The organism is Flavobacterium myungsuense (genome assembly GCF_042677265.1).
Taxonomy (GTDB): domain Bacteria; phylum Bacteroidota; class Bacteroidia; order Flavobacteriales; family Flavobacteriaceae; genus Flavobacterium; species Flavobacterium myungsuense.
Genome location: NZ_JBHTIZ010000021.1, coordinates 1 through 14,753, shown reverse-complemented (window position 1 = coordinate 14,753; position 14,753 = coordinate 1). Strand labels below are relative to the sequence as shown.

15 protein-coding genes, 2 rRNA genes and 1 pseudogene are annotated in these 14,753 nt (G+C 30.4%); 5 read left to right on the top strand and 13 right to left on the bottom strand.

Features of this window, described 5'->3' with window-relative positions:
- Nucleotides 1-9 precede the first annotated feature (9 nt).
- Both ACFQ0S_RS07440 and ACFQ0S_RS07435 read right to left on the bottom strand, forming a co-directional pair.
- Nucleotides 10-819 carry a lysophospholipid acyltransferase family protein gene (locus ACFQ0S_RS07440; RefSeq protein WP_379753338.1) on the bottom strand — a complete coding sequence of 270 codons (810 nt, stop codon included), beginning with the start codon at nt 817-819 and terminating at the stop codon, nt 10-12.
- Nucleotides 820-870: 51 nt separating this feature from the next.
- Complete coding sequence (locus tag ACFQ0S_RS07435) at nt 871-1,509, bottom strand: NUDIX hydrolase (RefSeq protein WP_379753341.1); 639 nt, start codon at nt 1,507-1,509, stop codon at nt 871-873.
- Between the two features lie 193 nt (nt 1,510-1,702).
- Between ACFQ0S_RS07435 and ACFQ0S_RS07430 the strand changes: the two genes are divergently transcribed.
- Nucleotides 1,703-2,137 carry a DUF4268 domain-containing protein gene (locus ACFQ0S_RS07430; RefSeq protein WP_379753344.1) on the top strand — a complete coding sequence of 145 codons (435 nt, stop codon included), beginning with the start codon at nt 1,703-1,705 and terminating at the stop codon, nt 2,135-2,137.
- A gap of 194 nt (nt 2,138-2,331) precedes the next feature.
- Here the strand turns inward: ACFQ0S_RS07430 and ACFQ0S_RS07425 are convergent, their stop codons facing one another.
- From ACFQ0S_RS07425 to ACFQ0S_RS07415, 3 genes are read right to left on the bottom strand one after another with little or no spacing between them, the layout of a single operon-like run.
- On the bottom strand, nt 2,332-3,030 hold the full coding sequence (locus ACFQ0S_RS07425; protein WP_379753347.1) for a hypothetical protein: 699 nt from the start codon (nt 3,028-3,030) through the stop codon (nt 2,332-2,334).
- Nucleotides 3,031-3,068: 38 nt separating this feature from the next.
- Nucleotides 3,069-4,658, bottom strand: a complete 1,590-nt coding sequence (locus tag ACFQ0S_RS07420; protein WP_379753350.1) for a hypothetical protein — start codon at nt 4,656-4,658, stop codon at nt 3,069-3,071.
- Nucleotides 4,659-4,669: 11 nt separating this feature from the next.
- Nucleotides 4,670-5,215, bottom strand: a complete 546-nt coding sequence (locus ACFQ0S_RS07415) for a hypothetical protein (RefSeq protein ID WP_379753353.1) — start codon at nt 5,213-5,215, stop codon at nt 4,670-4,672.
- 213 nt (nt 5,216-5,428) lie between these two features.
- On the opposite strand from ACFQ0S_RS07415, the gene ACFQ0S_RS07410 reads away from it, so the two are divergent.
- Entirely contained in the window at nt 5,429-6,646 is a 1,218-nt protein-coding gene (locus tag ACFQ0S_RS07410) for a hypothetical protein (protein WP_379753355.1), read from the top strand.
- Nucleotides 6,647-6,880: 234 nt separating this feature from the next.
- Here ACFQ0S_RS07410 and ACFQ0S_RS07405 read toward each other — a convergent pair whose 3' ends face one another.
- The 4 genes from ACFQ0S_RS07405 to ACFQ0S_RS07390 all read right to left on the bottom strand — a co-directional run bounded on the left by ACFQ0S_RS07405 (nt 6,881) and on the right by ACFQ0S_RS07390 (nt 9,021).
- A complete protein-coding gene (locus tag ACFQ0S_RS07405) occupies nt 6,881-7,090 on the bottom strand; it encodes a hypothetical protein (RefSeq protein WP_379753358.1) in 210 nt (69 codons plus the stop codon).
- A gap of 60 nt (nt 7,091-7,150) precedes the next feature.
- The gene (locus ACFQ0S_RS07400) at nt 7,151-7,945 is read right to left on the bottom strand and encodes a hypothetical protein (protein WP_379753361.1); all 795 of its coding nucleotides are present in this window, start codon (nt 7,943-7,945) and stop codon (nt 7,151-7,153) included.
- Between the two features lie 3 nt (nt 7,946-7,948).
- Nucleotides 7,949-8,722, bottom strand: coding sequence for a hypothetical protein (locus tag ACFQ0S_RS07395; protein WP_379753364.1), 774 nt, complete (start codon nt 8,720-8,722; stop codon nt 7,949-7,951).
- A gap of 86 nt (nt 8,723-8,808) precedes the next feature.
- Nucleotides 8,809-9,021 carry a hypothetical protein gene (locus tag ACFQ0S_RS07390; protein ID WP_379753368.1) on the bottom strand — a complete coding sequence of 71 codons (213 nt, stop codon included), beginning with the start codon at nt 9,019-9,021 and terminating at the stop codon, nt 8,809-8,811.
- A 236-nt stretch (nt 9,022-9,257) separates the two neighbouring features.
- On the opposite strand from ACFQ0S_RS07390, the gene ACFQ0S_RS07385 reads away from it, so the two are divergent.
- Complete coding sequence (locus tag ACFQ0S_RS07385; RefSeq protein ID WP_379753372.1) at nt 9,258-10,484, top strand: hypothetical protein; 1,227 nt, start codon at nt 9,258-9,260, stop codon at nt 10,482-10,484.
- Here ACFQ0S_RS07385 and ACFQ0S_RS07380 read toward each other — a convergent pair.
- Both ACFQ0S_RS07380 and ACFQ0S_RS07375 read right to left on the bottom strand, forming a co-directional pair.
- On the bottom strand, nt 10,481-12,136 hold the full coding sequence (locus ACFQ0S_RS07380) for a sodium:solute symporter family transporter (protein ID WP_379753375.1): 1,656 nt from the start codon (nt 12,134-12,136) through the stop codon (nt 10,481-10,483). The two genes, ACFQ0S_RS07385 and ACFQ0S_RS07380, sit on opposite strands and share 4 nt — an antisense overlap.
- A 39-nt stretch (nt 12,137-12,175) precedes the next feature.
- Nucleotides 12,176-12,559: an HU family DNA-binding protein gene (locus ACFQ0S_RS07375; RefSeq protein WP_379753378.1), complete on the bottom strand. Its 384-nt coding sequence runs from the start codon at nt 12,557-12,559 to the stop codon at nt 12,176-12,178.
- Nucleotides 12,560-12,959: 400 nt separating this feature from the next.
- Here ACFQ0S_RS07375 and ACFQ0S_RS07370 point away from each other — a divergent pair, with 400 nt between their 5' ends.
- On the top strand, nt 12,960-13,376 hold the full coding sequence (locus ACFQ0S_RS07370) for an ISAon1 family transposase N-terminal region protein (protein WP_379753381.1): 417 nt from the start codon (nt 12,960-12,962) through the stop codon (nt 13,374-13,376).
- A pseudogene (locus tag ACFQ0S_RS07365) lies at nt 13,357-14,217 on the top strand (ISAon1 family transposase); the annotation flags it as partial. The gene ACFQ0S_RS07370 and the pseudogene ACFQ0S_RS07365, both read left to right, overlap by 20 nt.
- A gap of 103 nt (nt 14,218-14,320) precedes the next feature.
- Here ACFQ0S_RS07365 and rrf read toward each other — a convergent pair.
- Nucleotides 14,321-14,429 (bottom strand): 5S ribosomal RNA (gene rrf / locus ACFQ0S_RS07360).
- 154 nt (nt 14,430-14,583) lie between these two features.
- Nucleotides 14,584-14,753 (bottom strand): 23S ribosomal RNA (locus ACFQ0S_RS07355); the annotation flags it as partial.

Below are 14,753 nucleotides of genomic sequence, written 5' to 3'. Positions count from 1 at the left end.
AAAAAATAGTTAATATTCCCATTCTCTTAGTTTGTCTAACTTTTCTTGTTCGGCAATTTCTTCTTCGGAAAGTACTTTTAAGAAGGATTGATGTTGCTCTATTGCAAATTCTACTTTTTCAACAATTTCTTCGATGGTTTCATTCTCATAGTCAATAACTAAAGGTTCTTTGATAATAAACGATTGTAAGATACCTTTCTTTTTCATTCGGAGTCCTTTTTTATCAAACGAACGTCGAAAACCATCAATTACAATAGGGACAACAATTGGACGGTGTTGTTTTATGATATGTGCCGTTCCTTTTCGAACAGGTTTAAACGATTTGGTTGTGCCTTGCGGAAAAGTAATCACCCAACCATCAGCCAAAGCTATTTTTATATTCTCAGTATCGTTTGGGTTAACTTCACGTTTCTCTGTAACATCTTTTCCTTTGGCGCGCCAAGTACGCTCTACTGTGATGGCTCCAACATAAGAAAGAATTCTAGGGAGTAAACCCGCTTCCATGGTTTCTTTTGCGGCTACATAATATATATTCATTTTAGGTTGCCAAATGTAACCTAAGTTTTTAATGTTGTCTTGGCGACCACTTAAACTAGCATTAAAAACATGAAACATTGCCACAACATCGGCAAAATACGTTTGATGATTGGATACAAAGAGTACATTGGTATCTGGCAATGACTTAATGATTTCTGAACCCTCAATTTGCAGTTCATTAAATCCTCTATAGCGTCTATGGGTTAAAACAGCAAAAATTCGGATTAACCATTTTTTTATAATAAGGATGTGACCAAATGGATTTCGTTTTAAAAATCCCATAATTTATTTATTAAAAAAGACATTAGTTACAAACATACAAAATCTTATAATTTATATTACTTTTTTGAGTATTTCTTTCAATTCACTCATCATCATAGCCGTTGCTCCCCATACATAATGCTCTTGAATTTTAAAAGCAGGAACAAGAATGTTTGTAGAATAAGAAGTCGACATCGTTTTGTTTACAATTGCGTTTTCATCTAAGAAATCGGCCAATGAGAGTTCAAGAATTCCTGCCACTTCTTTCGGATCAGGTTTAAAAACAAGCTCCTCTTTACAATAACCCAAAAAAGGAAAAACCATAAAATTGCTTGGAGGAATATATACTTCTGTAAAAGCTTTAATGAGAGTTATTTTATCTATTGGAATCCCAATTTCCTCCTCTGTTTCCCGCAAAGCAGTATATTCAATTGACTCATCGTTGTGTTCTACTTTGCCTCCAGGAAATGCAATTTGAGACGAATGAACTCCAAAATAAGAATTTCTAATAATTAAAACCAAATGCGTTTTCTTATTCTTAGGATAAAACAACATCATAACTGCTGCTTTTCTTGGATTTACTTCTTCAACATTCAAATTTCTCATCAATGCTGCCCGTTCTGGCGGAACCATAATTTGATGTGCTAAGTCTGCAAGAAGTGGCTCACTCAAAATTTTTGGAATACTCGAAAGAAAATCTTGAAAATCCATGACAAAGTTTATTTTTGTGTCGGAATAAATACTGACATGCGTAATGCGAATTTAAGTAAAATATAAAGAGATTGATACATTCAACCGCAGATTCACAGATTCCCACAAACAAATTTTCAATCTGCGAATCTGCGGTGATAGTAACAATACAATTAATAAGGCATTTTTGATAAAAGAAATTAAAAAAATAATTATGTACTCCAAGCAAGAAAACCAACAATTAAAACAAGAATTCTGGATTGCTTTTGCAGAAAAATATCCTCGAAAATGGATTTTATACGATACCAAAATCAAAGATTTTTCTTTTAAATTTTTTGTAGACAACAAAAAAGCACAGGTAAGCATTGACATCGAACATCGCAACGAAGAAATACGCCTTGCCTATTTTGAAAAAATTGTAGCCTTAAAAAATATTCTAGAAGACGAATTCATTCCCGATTTGGTTTTCGAAAAAAACTACACACTCGAAAACGGTAAAACCATCAGCCGCATTTGGGTTGAAAAAACAGGTATCACCGTAAGCAATCGTTCTTATTGGGAGGACATTTTCAATTTTTTTTATGAGAAAATGAATGCTTTGGAGTTGTTTTATTTGGAATATGATGAGTTTGTTAAAGACATCGAGTAATTAAAACTTTTTCAAGTTTTTATGTAAGACGTAGTGTTCACTACTATCTTGGGTCACACTAATTATAAGAGTAACTATAGTCCATCACCAAAGATTAGTATGTATAAGAATTTGTTTTAGCTAAAATATAAAAGCCCAACTACTTATGTCCGTTAGGCTTAAAATAATAAAGATTCTTAATTTATTATTAAATTTTATTTTTCCTTACTCATTTTATTCACTTTATCCATCATTTCTACTTGTCTTTCCATTATCTCTGTTGCTTTTTCAGCAGCTTTTATATCTGCATCTATATTTTCTTCATCAGAATTAATGATAGTTGTGGATGTACTTTTTTCAACAAAGTCAATTTTTGAATTTAGGATAAAGAAATTTATATCCTTAATAATATCCTCTTTTTGAGATTCTCCAAATTCAAAACTGAATGTCACCCATTTATTTTCACCCGTTTTTAAAGATAAGAGCTCATCAATTGAAATGCCAAAGCCATTAATTTCATCCAGATTACTTATAGGAGAAGAATTTGAATTTAGCAATTGTACATTTATACCACTATTTCCACTTAAATTTTTCACTTCAAAAGGAAGTGGTTTATTATTCCTTTTGATACAAACCTTAACTTCCCATTTTTGGATGTATTTATTATCACTAAAATTCTGTTCAATTCCTATAAAATTAATAATTGCTTTATAATCTTTAATTTCCAAATAATTACCTAATTCACCATTTATTAATGGATTGGAACATTTAATTTCTTTACTTGATAATGCTGGTTTAAAGGTCATATTACCTTCTTTTTCATTTTCAGCAGAACAAGATTTGATGTTGTTAATTACTGATAGCAGGATTAAAAAGCCTACAATTCCTAATACAATTTTCCAAGATGTTTTCATGATATAATTTTTAATGTTTATAAATTATTTTTAATAGTTTACCAATTTGATATTCTAGCAACTTTTTTATTTTTTACAGTAATCAATAGTTTTCTTGCGGTATTAAAGCTAAAATTGCAGTATAAATTATATCCATTAGGAAACTCGTCTCTAGATTTTATAACCCAATTTCGAAGAGGTATTCCCAATAATTCTTCGGGCATGCCCATTGTGATATCTCCATTCATGGCATCATCAACATATTTTTTCCCATATTTTTTGGTCATATCACTAATGAACTTCTTATTTCCTTGTATGGTTTTGGCTTCTTTAGCTTTTTCATCAAGTGCTATTTTTGCTGCCTTTTTTAAATTAAAAATGAGTGAATTTTTAATTTCATTTGAGAAGAAACCAGTGTATTGATCGCGCATCTTTAAAACAGCAACACCAACATTAGTCTCTTTATCAGTGTATTCATTAAGATAAACGGTGTTATTTTCAAATTGTAATTTTGGAAACACAAATAAATTATTTAAATCAAAATCAGAGTTAATTTCTAAATCATCAATTTTCAAAGAAGATTCATCCAAAGTATTATTGAATTTTTCATCATTTTTAAAAACAATATCCCAATAACTGTCTGAAGTCATATTATTTAAATCACTATTATTTTTAGAAATTAAATAATTAGATAAGTAATAATAATAAGCATCACTTCTAGTGTCGTTTGGATATTCACCCTCATCAAATTTAAAATAGGTGTCTATTGATTTTTTATAATTGATTTTTAATAACTTTATATCTTTAAAACTTATTGAAATTTTTGCCTTTAATTTATCAGTATGATATTCGTCTTTATAGTATATAATTTTAGATATATTTAAATTCTTGCCATCAATATCTATAATTTCTTTGTACTGTGCATTAAAATTAAAGTCATTAATACTAATTGATTTTGTAAAATCAAATGGTTTTTTCAATTCGTAATTTGTATTACTAATGATGGGTATCATTATTGAACTATCTAAACGATTATTGTTATCAACCGTATCCTCTTGTAGTATAAGAAGTTTGAATTTCGATTTTTCCAAATCACTTTTAAATTCAACTATTTCTTTTTCAAGGGTTTTTATATTTTTGATTAAATCTAACAACTCATTTTTTTCAATTGCTATAAATTTATCTATGTATTTGTTGTCATGGATGTTATAACTCTTACTTTTAAAAGTTATATAATCATTATATTCAAGTAAATAATATTCTTTATCTTTATTTTTAAAAATAAATACATTTTTTATCTTTTTGGTTAAATCGCTAGAATATATTTTATCATATCCTTCTCTAAAATAGCTAGATTTAAAACCGTTTGGGAAGAAAACCAATGGGGTAGAAAAAAGATCATTTACCTTACCTACAATAAAAAAGTTAATAGGCTGAAAATCTGATAGATTATAATTGTTCAAAAAGGCTATTTCTTCATTAAAATTATCCACTTTCGCAATTTCATTTATCTTAATGTAATTGTTTAAATTATAATTTATGTCCTGAAGTACAGCATCATTTTTAATTTCTTGGATTATTTCTTTACTAGTTTGAGAAAAAGCATTAGAGACGTAAAGAGCAACTATTAATAAAAATATTTTTTTCATTTTTTAATATTTTAAATTATTGGTTTTAATGATTTTAGTTCTTTGATATCTTTAGGATTCTGCTTTTCCAAATAATAAACTTTAATATTCATTGCTATATATCTAGAAAAAACCATGTTAATGTCATTTGTGATTTCAATACCTACTGGCATTGTAGATTTCCATTTTTTATCTAACAAGGTCGCTTCCTCTTTGGTAACAATAACCGCATGCACTAAATTATCAAGAATAGAAAAAATTGCTTCTTTACTTTTATCGCTTTCTTCTAGTAGTTTTATGATTAGTTTTCTAGGCACAGCATGTTCGTGTCTTAAACCTTTTGTTCTATGTTGTTTGTAATGTTCTATAGCCGCTTTAGTCCAATAGGGCTGTCCAACATATTTAACAAATTTACGATCATTAGATCGTTCACTTATCCAGGGAGCCATTTTTAAATCCGCATTTTTAAAATGGTCGTCAACAGGACTGTCTGTTCTAAATCTATCAGCGATAGCAGCAGCTAAATTTTGTTTTAATTCCAGGTTATGAGATTTAACCAGTAAATGTGTTTCAGACATATTTTTTATTTTATTCCCCACAAAAATATACTTTACCACTATTCAAAATTACTTCAAGTTACTTCAAGTTCGTTAGTGCTATTTTGGATATAAAGAAATTAGTATTTTTACCCTTTATGAAATCACCATCAACAATAAGTTTGTTGAAAACAAACACCACTAAATACAAAGGTGATAACAGATATGACCGCTAAAAAATCATAATTTACATATATGAATGGAACCGAGAAATATATTCAAAAAATTTGCAAACAAATTGAAATAGCGGTCAACAGAAAAATCATAGGCTTTCCGGATGCACTATGGTTGTCGGATATATTTAAACAAAAGAAATTTCCTATATCTGCTTCAACAGTTGCAAGAATGTATGGGCTAACTACTTCTGCTTCAAAACCCTACAAATCTACTCTAGATCATCTTGCTAAGTTTTTGGAATATGATAATTGGGAGAATTATATTGAAGATCAATCTAAACATCACTTTAGTGCTAATCACTTTTTGACCGAAGAAGCCAATGGCTTTTCGCAAAGTGTTTTAGAAATGGCTTTGAATTTAAAACGCTATGATGCAGTTCAGATCATGTTAGAAAAATATACCTATTTTGAAAACAATGCTGTACATTTTTCAACTGCCAATTTAATCGGAAAATATGTTAAGATAAATCAGTATGATGAAGAATTATTAAAAGTTTTAGCAAACTCAAAAGCTGGGCAAAGCTTGTTTTATGAATGTTTTGTTGATGAAGAAAATGAAAACGACTATTTCTCAAAAGCATTGTTTATCCATTACCTGCCTAAAGTAACCAATAAGCAAGATATCTTTTTTGTTTATAGTTATTTGTTAGCACAATACAGTTACTCGGGAACTATTCAAAAAGATTTAATAGAAGAATATAAAAGAGTAGCAAAAAACATTCATATTGAAAAACAACATTATCATCTTCTTTCCCGTTATTTTGAATGTAATATTCTTATCGATGGCATTGAAAATAAGTTGCAGTCTAAGGTTCAGAATTATTTGACTACTATTTCGAATTATGCTCTTTCAATAGAAAAAAACGAATGGTTATTGGCGCGTTCTATCAGAGTGCTATTGCATTTTGGTTTAAAAAAAGATCTTTTAAATCACATAGCGTTTAACGAAATAGTAAATACTACTATGATGAAAAAAAGTAAATCTAAAAATTCGTCAGCATTGTATATCATTCAATTGTATTGGTTGTATAGCAATAGTGAAAATACAATTACCTACCAGCCTTTTCATTTATCCATAGATTATTTGCAAGGAAATTCAAAGGAACGAATTGCCATTGAATCTGCTACCGCATGTCTTTATTCTGATGAAACCATTAAAAAACTAATCGAAGATAACCTAATGCACTACTGTGCAAATACTAAAATGAAGTGGATATTGAATTTGATGTTCTCCTAATTTACTTTTTCTAACTCCACATCATAATTAGTATTGGCTTTCTGAATAAGTTTATAAGAAACGAAGAAACCTAAAGTCTTCATCACAATAAACTTTTTGATAAAATTTCATTCAAGTTTTTTAATGTAAGACGAGGTGTTCACTTCTAACTTGGTTCACATAATAAATAAGAGTAACTATAGCCCATCACCAAAGATTAGTTTGTACAAGAATTTGTTTTAGTTAAAAAAACCTTTAACCAAAAACAGTCGTTATTAAAGCCGCGACACCCCATACAGCAACACAAGAACCTGTTACAGCAATACCTAGTTTTGTTGCCCACATTGCAGAACCGCTTTTAGTCCAATAATCTCGTGGTGGAATAAAAAAATCTGAGAATTTCCAGCCAATTATAAATCCGATTAGAGCTATGATACATGTTCCTATTGCTGCAAGTGTTCCCATGAAGTTTAAAATAGTGTTAAATTGATAATTGTTTTTTTATTTAAAGAAACCACATTTCTATCAACTACTCGTTTTATTATTCAGTAATTGATTTAATTTAATACCATATTGTTCAATAGGCATTCCTTGCATAGCATATTGAGGAGCAATTATTGCTTTTATACTTTTCTCATTATATTGAATTTTCACTTCTATAAAATGGTAATTATCTTCTGTTAAAGTACCATCTATTTTTTGAAGTTTAAATTCATGAATCTTTTTATTTACAATATAATTATTAAGAATAGTATCGAAAACACGACCACAGAATACAACTAGTTTTCTGTTTTTTGCAGTTATTAGTGATAAAATATTTTCAATAAATGGTTCAATATTGTTTATCCCAACTTTGTTATAATTAAAGTTTTCAGAACCAAAAGGGATTAATTCAATTTGAAGTTTATTATCTATAACAATCTCTAGATCTTTGTACGTATCCGTTCCTGTAAATGGTAAAATATTTAGTGGTTTTATAAATCTAATCTGTTTTTTATCAAAAGGTGATTTATGAGTTCTAGCTGATTGTTCTCCATAATTATTTTTACCAAAATATCTAAAATAATCAAAATATTCTTGAAATGTCTCGAACTTTGGTTTCTCAATATCAAACTTTTTAGTGGTAATGTTTTTATTTCTTTTTGGATTTAAATGAACCAAAACTAAATCAGCATTCAAATCGCCTGTAAAAAAATGAGGGTTAGATTCACAGAAATATTCCTCACCAATTACTTGGTTTAAATTAATTGCTTGATTACATCTTCCATGTTCTTTCCACTCATTAAAATTAGAAAGAATTTGTTTATTATAGCTTTCCATATTTTACAACCAAAACTCAATTCCTAATTTTTCACCATTTCCTTTTTCAACTTCTTGAATATCCATATAATATCCTTCATAGATATTGAATAATCTAATTTCCTCAGGTATTTCAGAGCTTAAATTATAATGCTCATCATCCTCATCAATCTCTAAAAAATCATAGAGTGAATTAATTTCATTTAATAAGTTTGGAAACTCATTAGAAATACTAATCCATAAATCATTTCCTTCTTCATCTTCTGCAAAACCACCTGAATCTATGGTGGTTTTACCATTATAAATTAAACTATCTGTAGGATATTTATCGCACCAATTAGTAATAACTCTTCCAACAAATTCTTTTTTATTATCTTTATTTTGGAAACCGCCTAAAATTATAAAATCGGGTTGGTCACCAGCATTACAACATTCTTCAATATTATCATCTTCATTTACCCTTCCTGCATAAAATCCTATTTTCCCTAATAAACTATCCATCTTATTTTCTGTATTAATATACTTACTATTATCATATTTAATAGGGTTTTGTCCTATCCATTTATGGTCACAATCTTCAATCTGAGCATTTTTAAATGCAACAATTAATCTACCTGATTCTGTTCTCGAAGAATTGTCAATATCAAAAGTTCCTTTAATAACTTTTTTTCCATCAAATTGATAAATCTCAACTTCTTCTATTTGGTTTACTCTTGATTCTGAAATCACCCAAGATGGAGAATTTCTATGGCGTAATAAATCTTCAAGACTGTCTTTGGTTCTAATCTTTAAAATCATATTTCTTTTTATTTTATACAAAATTTCATTTTTTTTAAACCATTTATTGTTCATCTTTTAAATGACTTTTAAAATATAACTTCTGATTAAACGACTTCCCAACTTTGTACACTAGTATTTAAACCTAAATCGGATGTATATTTTAGACCCATTTTATTTTTGAAATATTCAAGAACATCACGTTCAATTGGTTTTGAACCTTGTATCGGAATTTCGATAATTTCACCTGCTTTTACAATAATACCTACCTTGCTTGATGAATACGTTTGTTTGAATTTTATTCTAGCTGTGCTACCCATGTTTTAAATTTTATATTTTCCGTTTTTTTTTAGTGGGTTCTGGACTCCACTTTTTTGTTTTACTCATTCCATTTTTGGTAGTAAGCTTGAATATCAATCCTACTTTTTTACCAAATTATTAATTTGTTTCTTGTTGACAATATTACTCCATTCCAAAACCAAAATAAATTGCAACTTATTGCAACTTCACTTTCAAAAAGGATTCCTCTTATATTTGTGCAACCATAAACATAAACATGAACCAGCTGGATCCTTATCTCATTGCCCTTTGCAAGCAATTTGAAATCCAATTAGGATTTAAGATAAAAAACATTGCCAATGCTGAAAAGTGTTCGCAAATATTGGCTTTAGAAAAGTTATTTATTTCACCGCATACTATTGCGAGGATGTATGGCGTTGTAAAACCTTTTAGAACTCCTTATAAGGATACTTTGAATGTAATTGCGCGTTATTTGAATTATACTGATTGGGAAGATTATTGTAATAGTCAGACTAATATTCCTTTTGACCCCAACTATTTTCTTACCGAAGCTTCTGATGGTTTTTCTTTAGCTGTATTGCAATTAGCATTAGCCAATGAAGATTTTAAGGCATTGCAAATTGTATTAGAGAAAGCAAAAGAAAATAAAAACGAAGCTATTCTGTTTACCGCAGCCGAACAAATAGGTGCTTATGTACGCAAAAATAAAAAGCAAAAAGAACTACTACAATTACTTGCAGATAGTAGTATTGGTCATCTTTTTTTCTATGAATGTTATGTTGATGAAGACAACGAAAATAATTACTTTTCGGATGCTTTAGTGAATTATTATTTACCTAACATTACTAACGATTATAGAAAATTATATGTATATTGTTTTTTAATCAGTCAATCGGCTCATAAAGAACAGAAAGCCTCCGATTATAGTAAAGAGTTTATAGCACTAACAACCCAATTAAATAAAAGCAAGTGTCATTTTCAAGAACTTTCAAGGTGGATGGAATGCCAAATACTGATAGACGGTTATAATGGAATCCTTCGCTATACATGGCAATTTCATGTAGCAGAATTAATAGTTCTATCCACTGGTTTGGGGTTTAATGAAAAAGCATGGTTGCTTTCTAGGTCACTGAAGGCGCTAATTATTTTTGGCTTCAAAGAAGAATTGTTCCATCATGAGGAATTAAACAATCACATTGATGAAATAATCAGGCAACAAAAGAAAGAGTTCCACAGCATTGCTTTATATGTGCTTCAATTGTATTGGATTTGCAAATCGCTTTACTTCAATAGCAAAAAGGTTTATAACCCATTTAGAATTCATAACATTTTGTTTCAAAATGAAAGCAACGAAAAAACAGCTATTGAATTTGCTGTTGCCTCACTTTTTGCTTCGGGAGAAAATAAGAATATTATTACGCGTAATTTAAAAAGTTTTTGTGAAGCTAAAGGTGTTCATTGGGTCATGAAAATGTTGGGTTAATTTTTTTCCAACTCCAAGTCATAATTGGTATTGGCTTTCTGAATAAGATTATAGGAAACAAAGAAAACCAAAATAAACAAGAGCAATAATCCAATAAATAGTACATAACTTCCTATTAAGAAATTCCAAAAGATAAAATACAAGAGAAAACCATTTCCGGTTTGAATTAACCAAGCTAAAAGCCTTAGTTTAGAAAAAGTTTTTCCACTATTGTTAAATGGTTTCCAAAAGCCACCCGGTTTTATGGTTGAGGCAAAGGTTTGTAAAACTTTAGTTTCGGTAGGTGCCGTACAAAAAGTAACTACCAACCAAGTAGTGCAAACAATAATCGTTAAAATAATGATTTTAATGGGATAATATTCGATGTTAAAATCGTGTTCTAAACTAACAAGTAATTGATGAAAGGATTTATTGTTATCATAAAACCAATCCAAAACCAGTGGATAAATTAAAGCGGCTACCATTGCCGATAACTGCGACCAAGCATTGATGCGCCACCAGTACCAGCGCAACATAAACACTGGCCCTACTCCTGCAGTTATAGCAAAAATATATTTTGTAATTCCAACTAACGAATCGGCATAGATAGCAATACCTCCAGAAACTATAAGAATGCCTATCATAGCTATTATTCCTAATTTTTTTGCTTTAGCATCACTCAAATTTGGATTGATAGTATGCTTATAAAAATTCTCAATTAATAAGGAACCACCCCAATTTTGTGTGTTCTGAACCATAGAAAGAAAAGGAATCATAAATACTATAACTACTAAAATTAGCATCCAAGAAGGTAATACTTTTACAAATAAGGAAGTAAAAGCTAATTCGCTGTCAACCGTGCCATTAGCATATCCATAACAAACAGCCATAAAAGGTAAAGTAAACAACACTACTCTAAATAGAACTATAAATAATGAGGGAAGAAAAATGCTTTTCAATAAGTCTTTACTAGTTTGGGTTGCCATCAATTTTTGACCATTCATATCCGGATAATCTAATATCGAAGCCGACCACCATTGCACCAATACAAAAACAATAAAAGCATTAAAAGTTTTAGAACCTATAGATGGAATGATATTGAAATTGTTTTTAGAAGATTGTACTGTAGTTGTTAAATGGGATAAACCTCCAGTGTTCAGCAATAAGCTAAAAATGATGATTAAAAACAATACTATAAAAAGTATAAATAAAACAAAATCTAATTTTAAACGTTGCCTCAAACTATTGAAGAAAGTCATAATTATTATAAGAATAGTCAATAGTACTATTGCTAAATTGATTTCTATTCCAATAATAAAACAGAAAATTTTACTGAAAGCCAAAAGACTAAAACTTATAATAAATGGAACGACAAACAAGCCTAAATACAAACTCCTAAAATTATGAAGTACCTTGGCTCCTGTTCCTGAATATCTAAAAAACAAGAACTCATTTTCGGTTTTAACTGGAACTTTTCTCCACAAATGAGCAAAAAAAGACACACTAAAAGCCGAACCAATGGCTACACACCAGTACAACCACATATCCGAAAGTTGCCCTTTTAATAAAGACGAACAAATTAATTGCGGTTCTATAATAATGCCACTAGCCAATAACATCGAAAAGCCAATAAGCCACCAAGATTCATTTTTGGAATAAAATAGGTTAGTCACTATTATAGCCTGTTTTTTTTGTAACCTGTTTATCAAATTTTAACGCATTCTTTTATAAGTAATTTCTTTTATTATGCCTTTCAACTCCTTAGAAGGTTTGTAGCTTATTTTTGCTCCTTTTATACTTGACTTTCCTAATGCTTCTTCTGTTTCGGCAGCAGTACCTTGTAAAATAAGTTGAAAAGTACCCAAACTATCTATTTTAACTATATTTCCATTAGATAAAGCCTCTCCTATTACGTCACTTAAAGCCATAATTACTCCATAACAATCCGCTTTACTCATAGAGGAACGACCAGAAATGATTTTAGCCAAATCATCCAATTTCATTTCTCCCTTACTAATAGCACATGGGTAATATTTTACTTCAGGCGGTGTTACCAAATTGTTTTGTTTAGGAATCATTTTAAATTGTACAGACATAAAAAATAGTTTGTTAAGTTTAATAATATATTTTTGTCAGTACAAATATATAAAAAGACGTACCGCTTTTACATAATTGTAGTACATCTATAAAGTAAATATCGTACATCTTTTAGTTATACGTCATACATCTTTTTTAAAATTTATATTGTTGAACTTAAAAAATTATCTGTACTAAATAAAAACATTATATTGATGAGTTCAATTTTACAGAAAAACCTAGCATGTTCGCAGGCGGAATTGCTTTCTCTTTTAGGATTACTTTATTTTATTTAAAATACCTGTAAAACAAAAAAACCGAGCCGTCAGGCGAACACGTCGTGCCCATAAACAAAAAACCCTAGCTTTTCAAGCTAGGGTTTTTCAAAAGACCCGAGGCGTTAGGGATCAAGTCGAAAAGTTGTGGAGAAATATTAAAAAGTCGATTTTTGCATTTCAAAATTATATAAAAATGCAAGATTCTTTTGGAGAGCTTCTGAAGTTATTATTACCTGAAATTATTGTTGAATACTTTGAATTAACCACCTATAAAAAAGCAGAAGCAATACTTCACCTTTATTTAAAGGAGGTCAATTCCATTCCCAAAGAATATCGTCAACACAAATTAAGTTCCAAAGGATTCTTCGAAGAGATAACCGTTCAAGATTTCCCAATTCGCGGACACCAAGTATACCTGCACATTACACGAAGAAGATGGCTCAATGAAGACACTGGGCAAGTGGTCTTTAGAGATTGGAATTTAGTAGCAGACGGAACTCGGGTAACACAGGAGTTTGCGTCTTTTTTAAAAGAGATCAATAGATTCCAAGCCAAATGATTGTAATGCCATCGCTTCTTTTTATGGAGTTAGTGGTAAGAATCTACAATATCAATACAAAGAGTTCCTAAGTGATTTTAAATCTTGGGAACAGATAAAACACGCAAAGAAATGGTTGCTTTTCCCCGAAAACATTGGAAAACGTTTATCAATAGATGAAACTTCACTATCCAATGGCGAGCTCTACACTATTCTAACCAATAAAGCTGGAAAAGGCAAAAAAGGAACCATCGTGGCTATGATTGCTGGGACAAAAGCCGAAACAGTAATTGCAATCATTGAAAAAATACCTCTTAAACAACGAAACCTTGTCACAGAAATCACCTTGGATATGGCTGGAAATATGGGACTCATTGCCAAGAAATGTTTCCAAAATGCAACGCGTGTTACCGACCGTTTTCACGTTCAAAAACTAGCCACAGAAGCTTTACAAGAAATCAGAATCAAATACCGCTGGCAAGCCATAGACCAGGAAAATGAGGTTATAGAAAAAGCCAAGAAAAACAAGAAAAGGTTCGATTCTGAAGTCTTGACAAATGGAGATACTCTTAAACAATTACTAGCTAGAAGTCGCTATTTCTTATACAAAAACAAATCAAAATGGTCGCCAAACCAATTAGAACGAGCCAATTTATTATTTGAATTATATCCCGATATTCAAAAAGCATACAACCTAACACAAGACCTGCGTACTATTTTTGAAAAGACAACCGATAAAATAATAGGCTTTGCAAAATTAGCCAAATGGCACGAAAAAGTAAACCAATCTGGATTCAAGTCTTTCAATACGATATCTCGAACGATAATTAATCATTATCAAACCATATTGAACTATTTTGATAACAGAAGCACTAATGCATCGGCGGAATCTTTCAATGCCAAAATAAAGGNTCGTTCGAATAAAACAAAAAACCCTAGCTTTTTCAAGCTAGGGTTTTTCAAAAGAAAGGCGACGACATACTCTCCCACAAATTGCAGTACCATCTGCGCAGGCGGGCTTAACTACTCTGTTCGGGATGGGAAGAGGTGAGCCCCGCCGCAATAACCACCTTAAGAGGTTATAATTGCTTTGGGCAATTATTCTATAATTAACAATTGATAATTAACAATTCATAATTATAGTAATATCTTAACATACTGAGATAAAGAATATAAAAAGTATTAGAAAGTTCCATCCCCCCTCCTTTACAGGGGAAGGAGGAGGTGCGTACATAAGCTTACGGGTTATTAGTACTACTCGGCTATGACATTACTGCCTTTACACCTATAGCCTATCAACCTAGTCATCTCCTAGGACCCTTAAAAGAAATCTCATCTTGTGGTGGGTTTCGCGCTTATATGCTTTCAGCGCTTATCCCTTCCAAACGTAGCTACTCT

What these genes read in the sequence shown, in the direction of transcription:
- ACFQ0S_RS07440 (WP_379753338.1), bottom strand. Translation starts at nt 819, where the DNA reads ATGGGATTTTTAAAACGAAATCCATTTGGTCACATCCTTATTATAAAA.
- ACFQ0S_RS07395 (WP_379753364.1), bottom strand. Translation starts at nt 8,722, where the DNA reads ATGATTTTAAAGATTAGAACCAAAGACAGTCTTGAAGATTTATTACGC.
- ACFQ0S_RS07400 (WP_379753361.1), bottom strand. Translation starts at nt 7,945, where the DNA reads ATGGAAAGCTATAATAAACAAATTCTTTCTAATTTTAATGAGTGGAAA.
- ACFQ0S_RS07385 (WP_379753372.1), top strand. Translation starts at nt 9,258, where the DNA reads ATGAACCAGCTGGATCCTTATCTCATTGCCCTTTGCAAGCAATTTGAA.
- ACFQ0S_RS07405 (WP_379753358.1), bottom strand. Translation starts at nt 7,090, where the DNA reads ATGGGAACACTTGCAGCAATAGGAACATGTATCATAGCTCTAATCGGA.
- ACFQ0S_RS07430 (WP_379753344.1), top strand. Translation starts at nt 1,703, where the DNA reads ATGTACTCCAAGCAAGAAAACCAACAATTAAAACAAGAATTCTGGATT.
- ACFQ0S_RS07375 (WP_379753378.1), bottom strand. Translation starts at nt 12,559, where the DNA reads ATGTCTGTACAATTTAAAATGATTCCTAAACAAAACAATTTGGTAACA.
- ACFQ0S_RS07435 (WP_379753341.1), bottom strand. Translation starts at nt 1,509, where the DNA reads ATGGATTTTCAAGATTTTCTTTCGAGTATTCCAAAAATTTTGAGTGAG.
- ACFQ0S_RS07410 (WP_379753355.1), top strand. Translation starts at nt 5,429, where the DNA reads ATGAATGGAACCGAGAAATATATTCAAAAAATTTGCAAACAAATTGAA.
- ACFQ0S_RS07420 (WP_379753350.1), bottom strand. Translation starts at nt 4,658, where the DNA reads ATGAAAAAAATATTTTTATTAATAGTTGCTCTTTACGTCTCTAATGCT.
- ACFQ0S_RS07390 (WP_379753368.1), bottom strand. Translation starts at nt 9,021, where the DNA reads ATGGGTAGCACAGCTAGAATAAAATTCAAACAAACGTATTCATCAAGC.
- ACFQ0S_RS07425 (WP_379753347.1), bottom strand. Translation starts at nt 3,030, where the DNA reads ATGAAAACATCTTGGAAAATTGTATTAGGAATTGTAGGCTTTTTAATC.
- ACFQ0S_RS07415 (WP_379753353.1), bottom strand. Translation starts at nt 5,215, where the DNA reads ATGTCTGAAACACATTTACTGGTTAAATCTCATAACCTGGAATTAAAA.